Genomic DNA, 21,124 nt, shown 5'->3' on the forward strand with positions numbered 1-21,124 from the left:
GAATGAGTTACGGTGGCAAGCCGGCTAAATCTGCCTATCAGTCAGATCTTCTCAAATATCTACTTACAACTTACCTAATTTTCTATCTTTATCAGATCATCCTGCTAAAAACCTCCTTGCATGACCGGTAAACTTAATCTCCCAGAAAATATAAAAGGACTGAATGACGCTGAAGTAGCGGACTCCCGGCAGCAGTATGGCCGAAATGTTCCTCCTTTACCGGATGGCAATCCCCTCCTCGGGTTGCTGAAAGAGCTGCTGGCAGAACCGATGCTGTTACTACTGATAGCCGTTACCGTTATATACTTCATCATGGGGGAATGGGGAGAAGCCTACTTCATGCTGGCAGCCATTGTAGTGGTATCCGGCATCTCTGTTTACCAGGACAGCCGCAGCAGGAAAGCACTGGAGGCGCTGGAGAAAATGAATGAACCACTCAGTAAAGTAATCCGCAACGGTGTATTGCAGTCCGTTCCTACTGCTGATATCGTCACCGGCGATATGCTCCTGATCGAGGAAGGCAGCACCATCAATGCAGATGGCGTGATTATACACAGCAACGATTTTTCTGTGAATGAATCCACCCTTACCGGTGAAGCCTATACGGTGTTTAAGCAGGCGGATAGTGAAGATAACCAGGTGTATAGCGGCACTGTGGTAGTGTCTGGCCTGGCTATCTGCCGGGTGGAAAAAACAGGCAGCCACACTAAAATAGGACAACTGGGCACCGCCATTCTCAACATCCGGGAAGAAGCCACCCCTCTACAACTACAGATCCGGAACTTCGTGAAATGGATGGCCTTCATAGGTATTGCCGTTTTCCTGGCCGTATGGCTGGTCAATTATATCCGCAGCGGCAGTATTATGGACAGCCTGTTGAAAGGACTCACCCTGGCAATGTCTATCCTTCCGGAAGAAATCCCCGTAGCCTTCACCACCTTTATGGCGCTGGGTTCCAGGCGGCTCATGCAACTAGGTATCATCGTAAAAAAGATCCGGACCGTAGAAGCACTGGGTAGCGCAACGGTTATCTGTACCGATAAAACAGGCACCATCACAGAAAACAAGATGAGCCTGCAAGCCGTCTACAACGCAGCAGATCATACTTTATACGAAACAGATAACTGGCCGCAGGAAGTGATTAACGTGGCGATGTGGGCAAGTGAACCCGTGCCGTTTGATCCGATGGAGAAAACCCTGCACAACCTGTACACAGCCATCACACAAGCGGACGAGCGCCCGCAGTACAGCATGATCCACGAATATCCACTGGAAGGCAAGCCGCCTATGATGACCCATATCTTTGAAAATAAGGAAGGGCATCGTATCATTGCCGCCAAAGGTGCGCCGGAAGCCATTTTAGCAGTATGCGCACTGACCGGCGAAGCTGCAGCACAAATAAACGGACAAATAAAATCACTGGCAGAAAAAGGCTACCGGATATTGGGTGTTGCTTCCTCTTCCTTTACCGGCAACGATTTCCCGGCTGCGCAACAGGAATTACCATTTACCTTCATCGGGCTGGTTGCTTTTTACGATCCGCCCAAAGCCAATATCAACGAGGTGTTCCAACACTTTTACAACGCAGGTATTGCTATAAAAATTATTACGGGAGATAACAGCACCACCACCAAAGCCATTGCCAGGCAGGCAGGACTACGGCAACCCGATCAGGCAACAGACGGCGCAGCACTGATGCAGCTGGATATGCCGGAGATGCAGCAACAACTGCGGGACGTAAATATTTTCACCCGTATGTTTCCCGAAGCAAAACTGGCCGCCATCAATGCATTAAAGGCAGACAACGAAGTGGTAGCCATGACCGGCGATGGTGTAAATGACGGACCGGCATTGAAAGCAGCACATATAGGCATCGCCATGGGCAAAAAAGGTACGGAAATAGCCAAACAGGCCGCGGCGCTGATCCTCGTAAATGATGATCTCTCCGGTATGGTGGATGCCGTAGCCATGGGAAGACGAATCTATACCAACATCAAAAAGGCGATACAATATATCATCTCTATTCACATTCCTATTATACTGACGGTGTCATTGCCTTTATTCCTGGGATGGGTTTACCCCGATATCTTCAGCCCCGTGCATGTTATCTTCCTGGAGCTGATCATGGGGCCTACCTGCTCCATCGTGTATGAAAATGAACCCATGGAAAAAAACGCGATGCTGGTACCACCCCGCCCTATTACACAAACATTCCTCTCCTTCCGGGAAATGAATATCAGTATCCTCCAGGGATTGATGATCACCGCAGGCGTATTATCCGCCTATCAGTGGAGTGTAGCGCAGGGATATGCCGAAGTAAATACCCGCAGTATGGTATTTACTACGCTGATTATGGCAAACATATTGCTTACGCTGGTGAACCGTTCTTTCTATTATTCTTTCATCAGTAGTATGCGTAATAATAATAACAAATTACTGGTCGGTATTATCTGCATTACACTCTTCCTGTTGGCAGTAATGTTGTATGTACCGCCGGTATCAGATTTCTTCAGTATTGCCCCGCTCAACGTCCGCGAACTATTGCTTTGTGCCGGAATTGGCGCGGTATCTGTGCTGTGGTTCGAAATCTGGAAATTGATTGCAGTCAGAAAAATATCAAAATAATAAAATATCAAAATTACTATGCGGGTTTTTACAACACGGATAATACCGGAAAATGGCATGACATTACTGCAACGTGCAGGCGTAAGCGTTACCCAATGGACAGAAAAGCGTAACCTTACACAGGAAGAGCTGGTGGCGCATTGCCAGCAATACGACGCCTTGCTGCTGGCAAGTGATAATAAAATAGACCGCCCCTTCCTGGAGCAATGCCGCCACCTGAAAGTGGTGAGTTTATTATCTGTAGGATACGACAAGGTAGATGTTGCTGCTGCCAACGAACTGGGCGTACCCATCACCAACACACCGGGTGTAGTGAGCGCGGCTACTGCTGATACTGCATTCCTGCTGATGCTGTCTGTTTCCCGCAAAGCTTTTTATCAACATAAAAGAATTATAAAAGGAGACTGGGGCTTTACAGAACCCACTGCCAACCTCGGTATGGAAGTACAAGGGAAAACCCTTGGTATCTGGGGACTGGGCAACATCGGTTATGTAATGGCGCAAAGGTGTATCAGCGCCTTCAATATGAAAGTGATTTATTGTAACCGGGGCCGCAATGAAGCAGCAGAAAAAGAACTGGGCGCCATACGGGTATCTTTTGAAGAGCTGCTGGCGCAAAGTGATGTACTTTCTGTACATACTGCATTAACCGTTGAAACAACCGGCAAATTTGATCATGCCGCCTTCGGAAAAATGAAGCCGTCGGCTATCTTTATCAACACAGCCAGAGGAGGTATTCACAAAGAAAAAGACCTTATAGCCGCATTAGAGGCGGGCACTATCTGGGGCGCCGGACTGGACGTTACTAACCCCGAACCAATGGCTCCCGGCAATCCATTGCTGGAAATGCCCACGGTAGCCGTATTACCGCATATTGGCTCGGCTACTATAGAAACGAGAAATGCCATGTCAGTGATAGCAGCAAAGAATATTGTTGCCGCTATGAATGACATGGCATTACCGAATCAGGTTACTTCTTTATAGTAGCCTGATAATTATTTTGCTTTCTTTAAGGAAGATAAATATGTTATCAGATCCACCAGTTCCTGTTGCTGCATTGCTGTAGCCAGCCCTGTTGGCATCAGCGAATGTTCATATGGTTTGCGGGATACGATGGTGTTCTTTTTCAACTTTGCGCCGGCACCACCGGCCATCTTTACTTCCACTTCGTCTTTGGTTTCCCCGGCGATGTAGCCAAGCAGCTGCGAGCCGTCTTTCAGGTTAAACAGGTATCCTTCAAAGCCAAAGCTGATACCGGCATCAGGATGGATGACAGCATCATACAACGCGCCCGGTGTGAGTTTGCCACCTATTTCAGATAAGGCAGGTCCGAAATTCACTCCCTCATTACCTGCCACATGGCAGGTGGCGCAATAGCTCATAAATACTTTCTTACCGTTGCCGGCTTCTCCTTTCATGGCCACCAGTTTGTCGATGGAAGGCAGGTCTTTGTTCACAGCCGCCGGCTCGTAATATGCGATGGCCTTCGTTTTCACATCCTGACGCCAGGAATGCATCACGATGCTTTTAGCGACTGTATCCAGGTCTGCCGGCAGTTTTTTATGCTCAATCATGTCCCAAAGAGCGCCATAGCCATCCCAGCTGCCGCCCATTTTACGGGTAGCGGCCATGCGTAACGGTAAGGAATATACGTTGTTCTGAATAGTAGCGATCAACACCTGGCGGCCTGCCTGATCCTGCGCACGGCCAACGGCATTCAGCAATGTAAAAGCCGTTGCAGTATCCTTCTTCATCTCGCTTTCCACCATCGCGCGGCCACCGAAGCCCAGCAATGTTTTCATGGCATAGCCTTTCAGCTCATCATTGGTGCCTTGCAATACCATTTGCAGCAGCACTTTATTCTGATCGTTGAGTTTGTATTTAAGCGCCAGGTCTACAAATTCCATGCTTCCTTTCATGGTGTCCAGGCTGCTGTGCAGCAGGGATTTCATGCCGGGAGTCTGGGGCAATGACACCGGGTCCAGTTCTATAAAGGTGAGTGCATTGATCATTTTCTGCGCCGGATGCTGACCGTTTAATAAGCCCAGTAACACAGGCGTGCTTTGTGATTTCGGGAAGAAGTCGAATGCACGGAAGTAACGCAGGTTATGCAGCGGATCATTTTTCGGTTCCAGGATCAGCTGTGCCAGCAGTGGCAATGCGGCAGCAGCCCTGGAGCGCCATACAATATCGCGGCCGGCCGGGGTGTTCCAGTTGTTACCGTTTAGTTGCATCCAGGCATCGAAGCAGGCGTCCCAGTTGCCATCGGCGGCAATGCCCAGGGCTTCGAGGTACCAGCGATCTTTGCCATCATATTGATTGGCCAGTGCTGCCCAGTTAGTGGCCATATCTGCCGCTTTGCTATGACGCATGCCTATCAGCGCCTGCCGCCGCACCTGTGGCGAAGGATCTGCTGAAAACTGGCCGCCATAGGCCAGCTTCAATTCGTTGGCCGCACGGATACCGGTGATCCTGATATCTTCGTCCTTGTCTTTCATCGCCTGCTCTACGTAGGTAGCACCGTTAGGTAAGGCGCTGAGCAGCCACAAAGCACGGGCGCGATAGCGCGGGTTTTTATCGGCATACATTTCCTGCAATTGCTTTTCTGCCGCTGCTCCCAGCTGATGCAGTTTCGTCCAGGCAAGGTAACGGGTGCTGAGGTTCGGATTTTTTAACGCTGCAATAGCATCTTCCGTCGTATTCAATGCCGGCGCTTTAATTTTATAGGTACTCCCGGTGGGGGCTATACGAAAAACACGGCCACGGTTCAGGTCACCTACCTGGTGACCACCAACGCCGGGGTCGTACCAGTCGGCCACAAACAGGGAGCCATCCGGCGCCACACATACATCTGAAGGCCGGAACCACTGGTCCTGATCACCTTCCAGGATATTTTCAATTGTAGCCGTATAGCCGGCACCGTGCTTTTTTACCGGGTAAGATCTTACTACATTATGTCCCGGTTCACTGTGGATCATCTGATTCCGGAATATCTCCGGCAGCAGATCGCCTTCATATACCACCATGCCGGTAGGAGAACCCGATCCTGTTTGCAACAGGTTGGGTACCACTCCCGGATCGTTGAGATGCCAGTGCCGGTAAGGAATAGAGTCTTCCATGTTCATACGCCGCGATGGCCAGCCGGCGCCGGTCATCTCATCAGTATAGCCATAGTTACCATGTTCCAGGATATAGTTAATACGCACACCACGATTGCCATCATCATCATTATCACTCTGCCACATACTGCCAAAGGCATCTACCGCCACTTCATAGTTATTACGGAAATTATGTCCCATCACTTCCAGCTCACTGCCATCCATATTACAACGGAAGATCATGCCCTGCCGGTAAGGCTTGCCTTTGTTGGCAATCACATTCCCGTCCACATCTTTGATCACCTTTCCATTCTTATCGAGAATGCTGTCGCCTGCATTACCAAAGTTAAAGTAGAGCTTACCATCAGGGCCAAACGTAAATGCGTGGATGGCGTGATCATGCTGTTCACCACCAATACCGCGGAACAACAGCTCTTTCTTATCTGCCTTATCATCTCCATCGGTATCTGTAAAAATAAATACATTAGGGCTACATGATACGATTACCTTATTTCCCAGTACACAAATGCCCAGTGCTGCGTTGATCGTAGTATCCTGGTAAAAAACTTTGGCTGTATCTGCTTTGCCGTCACCGTCCAGGTCCTCCAGGATCATGATCCGGTCGCCCTCCTTTTTATAAGGATGGCTTGGATTGATCTGGTTGCGGTAATTATAGGCTTCTGTGATCCACACCCTTCCTTTCTCATCTATATCCATGTTGGTGGGATTGGTGATAGTAGGCTCGCTGGCAAACAGGGAAGTGGTCAGGCCCTCCCTTGTTTTCAGTCCTTTCACAGCATTCTCCGGCATACGCAACTCCGCCTCTGTGAGCGGTTGAGGCTTTTCGGCGGGCTTCGTAGGCGACTGGCATGCACTGATTATCAAAGGCAAAAGCGCCCAAATAAAAGGGAAGTGTTTCATACGTGGAATTAATAATTGTTAGTTTAACACGTATAAAAATAGAAAAAAATACCACAAATTAAAATCTCTCTGAAAGAAACAGCCATCCGGGGTATCTCCTTATTTCCTTTCAACGGAACGTTTAGTAAATCACATAATAGAAGAATAACAGGCATTTTTCCCGTTGCGTTCCACAAATTCACCACCTGGTTGTGTATTTATTTTCGCAGCTTTCCCCTATTTCGTTGTAAATGAATACCTCCTGACATGGCTTAGTCTTTGCGCCTCCTTCTATAGACACATCACTAAACTAAATCTTATTTTATGGAAAAACGTAATCAGGCAACCCAACCCGATCCTAAAGGACGCCCTACTACCAGCAAGCGGGAAGAAACCGGCGAATTCCAGCAGACAGAAAGCGACAACACCTTCCAGGGGACAGAAAATATAGATGAGGAAGACCAGGAAGAACTGGAATATGATGAAGAGCTAGATGAAAATTCCGAAGCAGAAGAAGACGAAGACAACCCGTGAAAGGATTTACGAATTTACGAATTTTTTGATTTATGAATTTTGGGATTTAACATGCAAGAGATTTAAGCATATACTTTGGTCTTCGCTGCATGTTAAATCCCAAAATTCATAAATCAAAAAATTCGTAAATCCTTTTCTACCAAACATACGTTCCTACTGCACCGCTATTCAGAGAGGTGCCTACCAGTTTACCATCCACCCTGATTTGAAACTGTTGCGGCTGATTATTATTATTCACCACAATCAACACCTTTTTGCCGGCGGGCGTTTTAAAGGCTACATTATCCAGCTGGTTGGTGATATTGGAAGCAATCCTTACAGAACCGTCAGGAACAAATTTAGATGCATGTCCTATGACGTAGTAAGAGGAATTGCGGGTGATGGTGGTACCATCTATAGTAACACCTCCCAGGCATTGTGTGCAGCCACCTTTATCGGTATGCGGGTTCCATTGGGCATCAGCAGCCAGGTTCCATTGCAATACGTTGCGGCTCCAGTTGCGGGTAGCGCCGATGGTCAGGTTAGTGGTATTATTCTTCAGCTCATTTGAAAAGCTACCTTTTCCATCAGACCATTGTTCTGTGAAGTAAACATTTTTATCAGGAAACATATCATGTACGGTAGTCAGTGCAGTGATCGCGCCGCCATACAGATGAAAGGCCGACCCGTCTACAAATGCATAAGCAGCAGGGTCCTGCAAAATGGAAATCGGGTATTCGGGCTTGTCACAGTTATGATCATACAGGATAATCTTTGTGGAGATACCGGCTGCTTTGAAAGCTGGTCCCAGGTTATTTTTCACGAAGCTACCCTGGTCAGGCGCCAGCATCAGCATACTGGGATTATTGCCGGGGTGCAGGGGTTCATTCTGTGGCGTGATGGCATCTATCGTAATCCCCTCCGCTTTCATCGCCTGTATATATTTCACGAAATAATTGGCATAGGTCTGAAAATAAGAGGGCTTTAAACTACCACCGATAAAGGATTCATTGTCTTTCATCCAGGCGGGGGCGGTCCACGGAGAGCCTAATATTTTAATTGCCGGATTCAATACCAGGATCTTTTTCAACACCGGTATCAGGTCTTCTTTTTCTTTATCAATACTGAAAGATTTCAGGTCCGGATCTGTTTGTCCGGTCGGCATATCATCATATGTGAATACGGAGGCGCTCAGATCAGATGCGCCGATGCTAAGGCGCAGGTAGTTGATGCCGATACCATTATCAGCTGTTAAAAACAATTCTTTCAACAACGCATCCTGTGCTGCTGCGGGTAGTTTATTGATCAGTGTTGCACTGCCACCGGTGAGTGTAAACCCGAAGCCGTCGATGGTTTGAAAAGTTTTGGTAGCATCCACATCAATGGTAGGAGAACCATTATCGTTGTTTGTAAACAGGAGGCTGACATTCTGTTTTTGCAGCGCCGCTGATTTATCAGGTGTTGTTAACCAAAAGCTCACATCTGTTTTTGCAACGGTTGTATCAGGTGTAACGGGCGTCTGCTGGTCAGGCGCTTTGTTTCCATTGCAACTAACTACGTTTGCGGAGCCTAATAGGAGGGCTGCGATATATAAGAGTTGTTTCATGATACATGTTTTTAAGAAAAATCAGCTCAATGATGGTGTCCTGTTCCTTCTCCAAAGTTAAGCCATTATACTGTCTGAATAAACCCCAACGCCCGTTGTTCCGACCAGTAATAATCTTCTCCAAATCTTACAAAACCCACATGACCACCATAATGCGGTGTTTCCAGGTAGAAGTATTCGCTGCCACTGGCGATTTCATATGGAAAACAACCAGCACCCAGGAACGGATCATCTTTGGCATTGATCAGTAAGGTAGGGATATTTACCTGGTGCAGGTATTTCCGGGAGCTGCATTGCTCCCAGTATTCCAGGGCATCCTTGAAACCATGCATGGGCGCGGTGTACCTGTCATCAAACTGCCGGAAGCTTTTTATCTTATCATAATCATCCAGGTTCACATCCTCGGGAAATTGTGCTTTCTTCAGTACCAGTTTATGTCCCAGGCTGCGCACAAAACGTTGCATATAAATGATATTGTGCTTTTTTTCCAGCTCCGCTGAACTGCTCTTCAGATCACAAGGCACAGAGATAGCTACTGCCGACTTAATCATCTCATTAATATCTCTCCCCCTTTCCCCTATATATTTCAACGTAACATTTCCCCCCAGCGAAAAGCCTACCAGGTGTATTGCTTTATATTTTTTTTGTGAGATAAGATAATTCACGACCGTATCCAGGTCGCCGGTTTCACCACTATGATAAAAGCGGAGGTTTTTATTGGATTCTCCACTGCAACCACGGAAATTCATCGATACCGTATCAAACCCTGCTTCATTAAAAATACGCACCATACCCAGCACATATTTCCGGGTAGAATTCCCTTCCAGTCCGTGCAGGATCACTACAATACGGTCACTGCCTGTTTCACTGAAATCAAGATCCAGGAAGTCCTCATCCGGTGTGGTAATGCGCGTTCGCTGATAATCTACCGGCTTTATACTACGGAATAAAGAAGGATAGATCGTGAGCATATGACGATTCTGCAATAGAAAAGGCGCTTGATAGTCTGAATGGTTTAATACCGGCATAATGAGGCGAAATTACTTAATCGCCGTAAACAACCGGCTCCACCGGATCTTATTTTTATGATAGCTCAGCCAGATAAGCCAGGCTTTACCCACAATATGATCTTCCGGAACATAGCCCCAGAAGCGGGAATCGGTGGACTGATGCCGGTTATCACCCATCATCCAGTAGTAGTTCATTTTAAAAGTATAGGCAGAAGTTTCCCGTTTGTTGATGTAAATTTTTCCATCCACTACTTCGAGTGTATTGTTTTCATAGGTGGTGATGATCCGTTTATAAAAAGGCAGTACGAGCGTATCCAGGTGTATGGTAGCGCCTTTTGCAGGAATATATACCGGGCCGTAATTATCTTCATTCCAGGGATACTTCTCCAGATCATAAGGAAACACCCGGTCATCGCATGCTTCCTTCAGCCTGGGCGTTACCTTTGTTCCTTCCAGCGTCAATGTTTTAACATTATCCGGGCTGAGATCATAAATAAATTCTGTAGAGTCGGCTCCCGGCCGGTGGCCATCATTTTTATTGAGTGCCAGCTCCTCCAGGCGATGATCATTAAATGCGTGGCCTTCTTTTGGCACTACCCGGTAGGAGGTCATCGAATAAGGGGGTACCAGTGCCGGTTCACCATTCACATAGAGTACGCCCCTGATCAGCTGCAAAGTATCGCCACTCACGCCTACGCAGCGTTTGATCCAGTTCTCCCTTTTATCTACCGGGCGTATCACCGGTTGGCCGTATACTTTTTCGGCATCTTTATAACCCAATGTGCGTACCATGCTGTAGTAGTCCACATCAGCGCCGTTTTCTTCCTTCAGTACAGTATCTCCGCAGGGGTAATTAAACACCACTACATCATTGCGTGCAATAGCAGAAAATCCCGGGAGCCGGGTGTACTTCCATTTTACAATAGTAGAAAACGCATTTGTTCTTTTAGTGAAGGGCAGGGTATGTTGTGTAAAAGGCCAGGCGACCGGTGTCATGGGAATACGCGGGCCGTAGCTGATCTTACTTACAAACAGGTAGTCGTGTACCAGCAGGGTTTTCTCCATAGAGCCGCTGGGGATCACAAAGGCTTCAAAAAGAAAAGTACGGATAAGGGTGGCAGCAATAACAGCAAAAATCGCTGCCTCTATCCATTCTCTGAGCCTGGATTTTTTCTTTTGCTCCCCACCATCGTTCCTTTTCTTCCTATATGTAAACCTCATGGAATATGCTTTAGGATAAATAAGTGTTGAACAATTTAACTAAATAAAATTAAATCATTAAAAAAATTATATAAGCGTAAAGTGCTGCATAATAAGCGCAGTAAAGTTTCTTTATATAAAAAAGCGTTACAAGATAAAATGGTTTCTGTAAATTCATAACTGATGACATCCTTATACAGGATTCCCTTTTAATTTTCCGCGTTATAAATTTTATTACAACATGCAGACTTCCAGACGTTCATTTATTCAACATGCCGGGCTGATAGCCGCCGGCATGATGTTACCCGGCTGCGCTTTTACCACATCAAAAAACGGAGCATTGCCCAAAAAGATAGGGCTCCAGTTATACACACTCCGTGATCAGCTGGACAAAGATGTGAAAGGCACCATCGCCAAAGTAGCAGAGATCGGGTATGATGAGGTAGAAACATTTTATGGCTACAAAGGCGCGGCAGATGAAGGCGCATTCTGGGGATTAAAACCCGATGCCCTCAAAGCATTACTACAGGAGCATCACCTCAGCACTCCCAGCGGCCATTATCAGCTCAATGACTACCTGACCCGGGGCAACGGCAATGCAGACGCCCTGCAACCGCAAATAGACCTCGCAACAGCATTAGGGCAGCAATACTTCATCGTTCCCGTACTCCCCCTCTCCCTGTGGGATAAAAAACTAGTGGCCGATGATTACAAATTCATGGCGGACCAGCTGAATAAAGCCGGCGAGCTGTGCAAAAAATCAAATCTTCATATAGGCTATCATAACCACTACTGGGAATTCAAACAACTGTCAGATACCGGCGGAACAGGGTACGACGTATTACTGAAAGAAACCGACCCGGCATTGGTATCCTTTGAACTCGACCTCTTCTGGGCCGTAAAATCAGGTGTGGACCCGATAAAATTATTCGCAGAAGCACCCGGCAGGTTCGTCGCCTGGCACGTGAAAGACATGGACAAAAACAATACGGCCAGTCTTACCGCCGCAGGTACAGAAAACAAAACCTCCATGGACCTGCTCTCCGGTGTAACCTTTGCTGAAGTGGGAACCGGTAGTATCGATTTCAAAAAGATCTTTACCAAAGCCAAAGAAGCCGGTGTAAAACACCTGTTTGTAGAACAGGATAAAATCACCATCGACCCCTTTGAAAGCGTGAAGGAAAGCTATGACTACCTGAAGAATGTATTACTGAAATAATTTGTCCAGCCACCCCGTTTCAGTTTAACCGGCACGGGGTGGCTAAATTATTTTATTTTCGCACTTCAAACTAAAGTGCCGATAATATGGGAATGCATGAAATAGAATCACTGGTGGAGTTATCCATTAATTGCCTGGACAATAGCCCAAACGAAGAAATCGATCGCAGGAGCCTCTTCTATAATTTATACAAACTACAAGGTCAGTTTGATACCGGGTTCACTCATTTCAGGGTGATGGACACACTGATCAAACATCATTTCGTATATACGTTCCCGATAGCTGCCCATCCGGCCTATCTTTTACATAAAGCTTTTTTTGATGCGCTGGAAACCAGTAAAAAATTCAGCTTCATCTACATAAAACCCGAAGAGCAATGGGATGCAGAAAGCAATCCTGTAGCAGGTTACGCCAATTTCGACTTTCCCACCCAAAAATATATTTTATACTGTGATGCCGGTTCTCCGCTTTGGCAGGAACTGGTAAACAACCACACCCTGCAAGGCAGCGATGCCGAAGCACCGGAACCAACAGACACCTTCTCTCTCGCACATGAAGTAGCAGAAGAAGCAGGCCGGCAAAAAGATAAAGACCTGCTGGGCAGCTGGTACCAGCTCATTCCGTATATGGTTATGCAGGCCGAACAGGAAGGGGAAGCCATCAACTACAAAGCACTGGAAGCCATCCTGGACCTGGTGCTGGCAAATGATGCCATCAAAGAAGAAGGGCTACCGCCGGCAGATGAACTACCCGAAGGTGGGGAACTGGGCAAATTCTGCGCATGGTGGTACGCACCTGCCGCAGATAAAATGAAGCCTACAGCCGACGAAACACCCGAAGAAGAAATTGACCTGGAAGCCATTCCATTTACAGAAAAAGTGGAGAAAAGCGCCGCCTGGTACGACCAGGAAGTGGTAAAGATCCTGCAGGAAGCCAATGATGCCATCACCTACATGGAAGATCATGGTCCGGATGCCGACAAACAGCGTAGCGTTGAAATACGGCTCATCCAGGGATTGGAATATGCCGGTAAAGGACTGGAACTTTCTCCCGGAGAAACCAGCCTGCTGATGAACCAGGGCTCTTTATATATGCTGCTGCAACAATACGAAAATGCGCTGGCCAGTTATGATATCGCCCTCACCATTGCACCTGAAAACCCCTACATACATCTTAACCGCGCCATCCTCTTTTATCATATGGACCAGCTACCCGCTGCCATCGCCTCCTTTGAACGGTTGCTGGAACTGGAACCGGAAAATGAATTTGCACAACAATGGTTAGCCCATTTAAAGATGTAGGGATTTTTTGATTTACGAATTTAGGGATTTGAAATGCAGCGGAGATGATCAATTAGATCTCCACTGCATTTCAAATCCCTAAATTCGTAAATCAAAAAATCCCTACATCTTTATTATTTCATCCACCATACTTTCACATTCGTTGAATTGCCGCCCATGGCATCTGATTGGGCTTTATAGTTATTGGCATTATCCAATGCTTCGCGCTGTGGATATTGCAGGCGGTAGAAGGTAGCGTAGGTGGTAGGGTTGCCATCACGGGGAGTACGGTTGGTCCTTCTCCACAAATTATAGGCAAGCCATGGCTGCCGGAAAAATGATAACCATTCCTGCGCATAAATTTTGTCCAGCTTCTGATCATTGGTACCGGTGAAAGCTACCTTGGGATTGGTGAGCAGGGCATTCATCTGCATTGCTGTAGGATTTGCCGGTGCTACCGCCGACCAGTTGTCGTTGGTTACATTGGTATTGTGCGCAATGAAATACCAGAAGTTCACCGCCGATGTGATGCCTGCAAGATAGGCCGTTTCTGCGCTGGCCATATTCTGCCCTACGCCGATGCCGCGGGCGTACGCTTCTGCTTTGAGGAAGTCTACTTCAGCAGCCGTCATAAATAATTCAGGCTGATAATAAATATCACGCACCAACCGGTAGTTGAATGGAGAAAACGCTGCATTATCTTTATTATTAAAATCATTATCCCTTTTATCCTGGTAAGGATTGTTATTATCTACCTGGTTGCTGCCGATTTTTAAAGGCGCCCACTTACCGGCCTGGTTGGTTTCAAAGAAAAGATATACGCGTGGATCAAAGATGCTGGCATTGCTGGTATCATCGGCCATCAGGTTCCAGCAGGTGGTGCTCAGCCTTACAAACCGGTGCGAAGTGAAAGACCAGAAACGGCTGTCATTCAGTACATAGCCGTTCAGTTTCTGTGGCCACATACCTACATCTTCTCCTTCGCCAATCAATGGTACACCGCCCATCGCATACTGGATGTAGGGTTCTGCACTGGTTCTGTCCTTTTCAACCATCTGCATCCCATAACGCAATAATAGTGAGTTGGCGAATTTCTGCCACATCGTTAGGTCGCTGTTAAAAAGTGTTTCGGATGCACCGATGGTTTCATAAGGCTTTCCACCGGGTGTATTCGTCGCCGTGGTAAGATGCTGCGATGCCCATTTTAACTTCTCCAGCAAATCTACGTATATGCTTTGCTGTGAGTCGTATTTTGGCCGGTACTGTGCAACATCATTGGTATACGCCGTACCTCCCTGGGAATAAGGAATATCGCCAAACTGATCTGTTATCCGCAGTGTTTTATATGCACGCAGTATATAGGTGACGGCCTGCACATTGTCCATCTCAGTTTTATCTCCCGTATAACTATTAATCTTGTCCTGGATGATATTTAAATTCTGCAGGGTAGCATAGTAATCTGTCCATATATCCAATGCGCCGTTCTGTACCAGGTAACCGGAATTACCGCTGATAGCACCCAGTTGTGTAACCGGGTAATAATATTCATTATGAATGGCTGCCTGTTCCTGTCCTTTCAGGAACAAGGTGCTGATCACACCATTTACCAACGGACCGATACCGGTGGTAACAGGAAGTCCAGGCGTAGTATTGATCTCCTGAAAATCCTTTGTACAGGCGACCGCCAGCAAAGACAACCCCGATATATACAAGCATACTTTTTTTGCGTAGTTCATGTTAACACATTTTAAACAGTGAGTATAGATGTTTCACCGGTTTCATTAAAACGAAACCCTTACCTGGAACCCGAGAGAACGGAAACTTGGGAGCGACATAAACTCCAGCCCCTGTGCATTGCCCGCACCATTCACCCCTTCCGGGTTAATGTGATCCGGTAAAGTTGTGTAGATATAAAACAGATCCCTTCCAACAAGTGTAAGCGACGCCGCCTGGAATATTTTTGCTTTCCGTACAATCCTTTCCGGCACCTGGTAATTGACAGAAATTTCTCTCATTTTTACCCAGGTATTTGTGAAGATGGAACTTTTATCGATCCAGTCACTTCCCTTGATACCACCGCCAAGATCTGTACTGCTCCATACACCATAAGCCATGTATTTATAGTAGTAATGTACTACGTTGTCATTCACTTTTCCATCAGGGAATACACCCGGCAATACTACGCCCCAGTTGGTTTTGGTGCCATCAGGTGTAGTGTAGGCCAGGCCGCCGCCATCTCTTTCTTTCAGCGTTTCAGGCGCCTGTCCCTGTTGCATAATGGTAGCATAGGTACCTGACCAAATATCGCCACCTATTTTACAATCCACCAGGGCGCTTACTGATATCCCGTTTTTGAAAGTAAAGGTGTTGGTGATACCGCCGGTTAGTTTTGGCGTAGCATTACCAATAGGTACCAGCCCGTCTGTAGCCCTGTACAACGTACCGTTCATTTCCGGTTTGTCGTAAGGGTCCTGTACCATCAGTGGCAGGTGTGTAACCGGATCATACACATGATCATATCCGTAAATAGTGCCGAACTGGTCGCCTACTTTAGCGGAAACAACGGGTCCGTGACCACCGCCATCATTCCATGCACTGCCCATATCCACACGGTCAGTACCTTCAGACAAGGAGATCAACTTGTTATTACTATGCGCCAGGTTCAGGGCTATATCCCATTTCAAAGCATCACGGTTAACTACTTTAGCATGCAGGATCATTTCTATTCCTGAGTTTTCCAGTACGCCGCTGTTGACCACTACGTTATCCACACCGGAACTGAGCGGCAATGGCGACCGCAGGATCTGGTTCCTTGATTTTCCACTGTAGTAGCGAAGATCCAGGTTCAGGTTATTATTAAGAAACCCTAATACCAATCCGAAATCGGCCGTTGTATTAATAGCCGGTTTGAAATTAAATGCAGGCAGGGAAGTAGGTAACTGAATAGCTGCCTGGCCGGCAAAAGTGGAAGCTGTGTAATTATAATTCACCTGGTAAGGCGCCGGATCTACTGCCGCCTGTGCCCAGGCTACTCTTATCTTACCAAAACTCAGTATCGAAGGATCTATATGCAACAGATCATTAAATACAAAACTACCCGCAAAAGAAGGGAAGAAATAAGACCATTGTCCTTTTGGTAATGCGGAAGACCAATCATTACGACCTGTTACATCGAGGTATAAAAAATCTTTGTAAGATAAATTCAGAAAACTGTAAACAGAATTCATTCTTTTACGCAATTCACTTTCCACTACGGGATGGGGATTACCCAAAAAAGTACCGTTATTAAGTGAATAGATATAGGGTATCGACCAGTTATCGTTATAGTTAAACTGTCCATACATATCGCGCTGGTAAATGGTTCCCCCCACAGAGAATTTCGCCGCCAATGCGCCGTCAAACATTTTCTCTTTATGCAGGGTGCCGATAAAATCCATGTTGGAAGCATTGTCGCGCTCTGTACCATGGCCATAATATCCTTTCAGTCCCAATACATCTGTAGGGGTATTTTTTGTGATCAGCTCATTGGTATTATTATCCAATCCACCGCGGAATACGAAGTCCAGGAAATCCGTGGCTTCATAATTCAGTTGGATACCTGCCAGTAATTTACGCCTGTTCTGATCCGTATTGTTTTCATACAGGTTCCATACAATGGCGCCGCCATTGCCCACCCAGGGAAATCCGGAAAGGGTGTTCTGTGTGCCGTCAGGATTCTTGTAGATAGGAATATCTTCGCCCCGGTAGTTACGACCGGCATTATATACCAGGCGTTTCTGCCAGGAATTGCCATCGTCGTTGCCCAGCTGCGGCGGGTTATGATACTGGTTCACGATATAGGAAGAGGTAAGCTGTACATTCACTCTTTTCGTGATCTTCATATTGGCACCCAGGTTGAAAGTATTGCGATAGTAATCGCTGTTGGGTAAAACGGCCGAGTTATCCAGGCGGGAAAAAGATGCGCGGATAGAACCCCACTCGTTGCCACCGGAAAGGGAAACATTGTGTGAAGACTGCAACCCGTTGCGGTACAACAGCTTGATATTATCCGGTTGCGGTACATCGGCCTGTTGGGAACCATCCCACCAGGTGATCATTTTGCCATCCATTTTCGGACCCCATGACAAGCCTGAACCAGGCCATCCTACCTGGTTGTAGGTATTTACGCCGTATGGACCTGAACCGGTTTTCGGATCTACAAACATCCCATCCCAGTTGGTGGTCAGTGAAGGTTTGCCATTGACATCGAGATAGGTAGGTGTATTGAGCGATATCATACCACCGGCGCCATATTCATTCTGCAATTGCAGGTAACGGTAAGGCTCAATGGATTTAAAACCATAAGTATAGTCAACGCCAAGACCGCTGCGTTTAACGCCTTTCTTGGTAGTGATCAGGATCACACCATTCGCGCCTTTACCACCGTACAATGCAGCAGCAGTGGGGCCTTTCAGCACACTGATAGATTCAATATCTTCCGGGTTGATCATATTGATGGGGCTACCAAAATCTTTAGGGGCGCTGGTATTGGAAGCATCTGCTTTCGTGCCGGCATACAGGGCGCTGCCGGTAGGCGAATTACGCACATCATAAGGGGTAGCCAGGTCATTGGCCATCGGCATACCATCCACTATGATCAACGGCTGGTTATCGCCTTGTATAGCGTTATTACCGCCAATCACAATGCGGGTACTACCACCGTCCACACCATTCGGGTTTGTTACATTTACACCGGCCATTTTGCCGCCCAGTGCATTAATAATATTGGGTGCATTGGAGCGTGCTACTTCAGCGCCTTTCACTTCTTCCTGTGAATAGCCCAGGGTCCGTACACTTCTTTTGATACCCAGTGCTGTTACTGCAACAGCATCCAGGGAAGTAGCCGAAGCGGTGAGCACAATAGCCAGCGGTGTAGTGGCGCCCACAGTAACGCGCTTTTGCAGGAAACCGATGGAAGAAAAGATGAGTACATCGCCATCCTGTGCTTCCAGTTCAAAATGACCGTTCGCATCTGTGGCGGTGCCTTTAGTGGTACCTGCCAGCATAACGCCTACGCCGGGTAAAGGCGTACCGTCAGTAGAGGTTACCGTACCGCTGATCTTTTTAAACAGGATCTTCAGGGTTTCTATATTCATTCCGCCTTCGCTGCTTTTCTCCTTTTTCAATACTACCTGCTCATTGATCACCTCAAAGGTGATATGCAGCGGAGAGAGGAGGCGCTGCAACACTTCTCCCAGTTGCTCATCGCGGGCAACAAGGTTAACACGGTATTTTGCCGGCAGTGTACTGTTGCTGTAGGTAAAATTAACCGCTGTTTTTTCCGTAATAGCTTTCAGGATGTTCCGTAAGTCACTGGGAGGCATGTCCAGTGAAATCTTTTTGCTTAAAACTTCCTGTGCGCGTACATTTTTTGCGAACACACAGGTAAGAAAGCAGAACAACAGGCATATTTGTATCAGCGCAACCCTCATAAAAAATATGACAGTACGGTTGGAGTTTGCAAATTTGTGCATAACTTCAATTGTTTTGTTGTGAAGAATAAAAAGTAAGTACGACAAAGCATTTCCTGCAACAGTGGTCCAGACTTTGCAGGAAGGAATTACAGGGTGGCGGTGTTAGTACACCGTTACCTTTTTTGGTTGATTTTTTCAGGTAAACATAAACGTGATTTTAACAGCATAACAAGTGAAACATTCTCTCAACTGCAAGGCTTACCGGAAATATATACCCGGTTGCCACTGATCTTATAAGTGGCATTAACTGCCGCACAGATGATCTTTAGTTTATCTTCAAATGATTCGTGGGTGATAGTAGTGGTAACCAGGCATTTCCCGAAAGTAGCTTCATCGGCAATAATCTTAACACTATAGGCCATCTCCAGGGACTTAAAAATCTCCTTCACAGGCGTATCTTCAAAAGCAAAATCCATGATCTGTGCCGGGGGCTGCACATGTTGCTCTTCTTCTACATTCATGGAATCAGTTACAAAAACCGCTGTATGCGGGTTAAAACGGATCTTGTGATTGGGCGTCACCACATATCCGTGATGACCGGCGTCTGCCAGGTTATACACGGAGATTTTACCTGTTTTCACCATCACAGTAAGGTTACCATCTTTATCTTCTTTTACGTTAAAACTGGTACCCAGCACACGGATGGCAACCTTCGGGGTATATACAAAGAAAGGCCGCTGTGCATCTTTGGCAATATTAAAAAAAGCGTCTCCCTTCAGATATACTTCTCTTTGGGGACGCTGTAAAAACGTTTCATGATGAATGGAAGCACCTGACTGCAACACCACGGTTGATCCATCCGTTAAATAGGCCACCTGGTTATCCGTTGTTTTATTCGTGCGGATTACCTCACCATTTATCTCCTGGCTGTCTATCTGTACAACAGCAGGTTTATTTTTGTTATTATTATTAATGAAGACAGATACCAGCACGATACCCCCTGCTATAGCAGCAGCAACGCTCATCCATCTGTAAGGAATCCTCCTTCTTACCGGTGTCAGTAATACATGGGAGGTTGATTGTTCCGTTGCTATTCCCTGATCAATGGCCGCATAAATTTCTTCCGGTAAAGCAGGATCTATACCCGGTTGCGGCAGGTCCCGCATGGATATAACGATCTCCCTGGCTTTCATCAGGGAATCTATGTGATGCGGATGTTCTGCCATCCAATGCTCCCAGTAAGCGATATTGGTGGTATCAGGGTCTAGTACCCATTGAATAAAACGGTCGTCCCGGATAAATTCCCAGGTCTCTTCGTTCAGATGCTCCATGCGATGAATTTAAACAGACAATAACATGTCCTTCATTCATATGTGACAGCATCTTCCATTTTATACTCAAAAAAAAGAAAGTTTTTTCCCGGCCTATAAAAAAATGTGGAAAGTTTCCAGCAGGCGCACGGCAAAAGAAGAACTTTGCAGGGTTTCTTTAATACGTCCCAGCGCGCTGTAGAGGAGGTTGCTGACAGACTGGTATTTCATATGCATCAACTCAGCAATCTGGGCATTGGTAAAGCCCATATAAAAACGAAGGGTAATAATTTCCTGTTGACGACGGGATAATTTTTTGATGGCCTGATCCAGCAGTATGCTGCGGGAGGTATTGATTTCCGCGTCGATCATATGTTCTTCAACAGTACGCTCCTGTTCCCCGGGGTAACTGTCATGCAGGTATTTATTCTTTTTGTCGGTGGCAGCGCGGTACTGATAGTTGGCGCGGATTAGTTTGTACTTCAGGCTTTTGCACAGATAGAACCGGATACATACTTCGTCTGCAATGGTAGTACGGCTATTCCATAACTCCACAAACAGGTCCTGTATAATATCTTTTAACTTCCCGCGATCATCACAAAAGCGGAAACCATATTGAAGCAGGTATAGCGTATATTCCCGGTAAATAAGCGAAAATGCTGCCTTATCTCCCGTTTTGAATCGCTTCCATAAAGCATCTTCATCGAAAATATCGTCCTTTACTGTGCGCATTCGTAGATCATTTACGGCACTTCTGACTTTGGCTGATTGCATTTAACTAAAACGTTAAACCACAGGAAAAGTAGATATTTTTTCGAAACCTGACAAATATGATTGTTGAAATGACGGATCACCCCGCCCATAAAGACAATTTGCAGTTCTCTCAAAAAAATGATACCTTTTTAATGAA

General features: G+C 46.5%; 13 protein-coding genes. 5 read left to right on the forward strand and 8 right to left on the reverse strand.

Going from position 1 to position 21,124, the window contains the following annotated elements; translation table 11 throughout:
• The first annotated feature begins 120 nt into the window (after positions 1 to 120).
• Together ABQ275_RS17505 and ABQ275_RS17510 are read left to right on the forward strand one after the other, a co-directional pair.
• Positions 121 to 2,625 carry a cation-translocating P-type ATPase gene (locus ABQ275_RS17505; RefSeq protein ID WP_349314448.1) on the forward strand — a complete coding sequence of 835 codons (2,505 nt, stop codon included), beginning with the start codon at positions 121 to 123 and terminating at the stop codon, positions 2,623 to 2,625.
• 57 nt (positions 2,626 to 2,682) lie between these two features.
• Positions 2,683 to 3,609: a D-glycerate dehydrogenase gene (locus ABQ275_RS17510; RefSeq protein WP_349314449.1), complete on the forward strand. Its 927-nt coding sequence runs from the start codon at positions 2,683 to 2,685 to the stop codon at positions 3,607 to 3,609.
• 11 nt (positions 3,610 to 3,620) lie between these two features.
• Here ABQ275_RS17510 and ABQ275_RS17515 read toward each other — a convergent pair whose 3' ends face one another.
• Positions 3,621 to 6,644, reverse strand: a complete 3,024-nt coding sequence (locus ABQ275_RS17515; protein WP_349314450.1) for a PVC-type heme-binding CxxCH protein — start codon at positions 6,642 to 6,644, stop codon at positions 3,621 to 3,623.
• Between the two features lie 303 nt (positions 6,645 to 6,947).
• Between ABQ275_RS17515 and ABQ275_RS17520 the strand changes: the two genes are divergently transcribed.
• On the forward strand, positions 6,948 to 7,157 hold the full coding sequence (locus ABQ275_RS17520; RefSeq protein WP_349314451.1) for a hypothetical protein: 210 nt from the start codon (positions 6,948 to 6,950) through the stop codon (positions 7,155 to 7,157).
• A gap of 136 nt (positions 7,158 to 7,293) precedes the next feature.
• On the opposite strand, the gene ABQ275_RS17525 is transcribed toward ABQ275_RS17520, so the two are convergent.
• The 3 genes from ABQ275_RS17525 to lepB all read right to left on the reverse strand — a co-directional run bounded on the left by ABQ275_RS17525 (position 7,294) and on the right by lepB (position 10,973).
• A complete protein-coding gene (locus tag ABQ275_RS17525; RefSeq protein WP_349314452.1) occupies positions 7,294 to 8,742 on the reverse strand; it encodes a glycoside hydrolase family 30 beta sandwich domain-containing protein in 1,449 nt (482 codons plus the stop codon).
• 65 nt (positions 8,743 to 8,807) lie between these two features.
• Positions 8,808 to 9,770: an alpha/beta fold hydrolase gene (locus tag ABQ275_RS17530; RefSeq protein ID WP_349314453.1), complete on the reverse strand. Its 963-nt coding sequence runs from the start codon at positions 9,768 to 9,770 to the stop codon at positions 8,808 to 8,810.
• A 12-nt stretch (positions 9,771 to 9,782) separates the two neighbouring features.
• A complete protein-coding gene (gene lepB / locus ABQ275_RS17535) occupies positions 9,783 to 10,973 on the reverse strand; it encodes a signal peptidase I (RefSeq protein WP_349314454.1) in 1,191 nt (396 codons plus the stop codon).
• Positions 10,974 to 11,193: 220 nt separating this feature from the next.
• Between lepB and ABQ275_RS17540 the strand changes: the two genes are divergently transcribed.
• Positions 11,194 to 12,171, forward strand: a complete 978-nt coding sequence (locus ABQ275_RS17540; RefSeq protein WP_349314455.1) for a sugar phosphate isomerase/epimerase — start codon at positions 11,194 to 11,196, stop codon at positions 12,169 to 12,171.
• Positions 12,172 to 12,257: 86 nt separating this feature from the next.
• The gene (locus tag ABQ275_RS17545; RefSeq protein WP_349314456.1) at positions 12,258 to 13,472 is read left to right on the forward strand and encodes a tetratricopeptide repeat protein; all 1,215 of its coding nucleotides are present in this window, start codon (positions 12,258 to 12,260) and stop codon (positions 13,470 to 13,472) included.
• Between the two features lie 113 nt (positions 13,473 to 13,585).
• Here the strand turns inward: ABQ275_RS17545 and ABQ275_RS17550 are convergent, their stop codons facing one another.
• From ABQ275_RS17550 to ABQ275_RS17565, 4 genes are all read right to left on the reverse strand, one after another.
• On the reverse strand, positions 13,586 to 15,187 hold the full coding sequence (locus ABQ275_RS17550) for a SusD/RagB family nutrient-binding outer membrane lipoprotein (protein WP_349314457.1): 1,602 nt from the start codon (positions 15,185 to 15,187) through the stop codon (positions 13,586 to 13,588).
• A 45-nt stretch (positions 15,188 to 15,232) separates the two neighbouring features.
• Positions 15,233 to 18,964, reverse strand: a complete 3,732-nt coding sequence (locus ABQ275_RS17555; RefSeq protein ID WP_349314458.1) for a SusC/RagA family TonB-linked outer membrane protein — start codon at positions 18,962 to 18,964, stop codon at positions 15,233 to 15,235.
• A gap of 185 nt (positions 18,965 to 19,149) precedes the next feature.
• The gene (locus ABQ275_RS17560; RefSeq protein WP_349314459.1) at positions 19,150 to 20,235 is read right to left on the reverse strand and encodes a FecR family protein; all 1,086 of its coding nucleotides are present in this window, start codon (positions 20,233 to 20,235) and stop codon (positions 19,150 to 19,152) included.
• A gap of 93 nt (positions 20,236 to 20,328) precedes the next feature.
• Positions 20,329 to 20,946 carry a sigma-70 family RNA polymerase sigma factor gene (locus tag ABQ275_RS17565; protein WP_349314460.1) on the reverse strand — a complete coding sequence of 206 codons (618 nt, stop codon included), beginning with the start codon at positions 20,944 to 20,946 and terminating at the stop codon, positions 20,329 to 20,331.
• Between the last annotated feature and the right edge of the window lie 178 nt (positions 20,947 to 21,124).

It is taken from the genome of Chitinophaga sp. MM2321, assembly GCF_964033635.1.
Lineage (GTDB): Bacteria > Bacteroidota > Bacteroidia > Chitinophagales > Chitinophagaceae > Chitinophaga.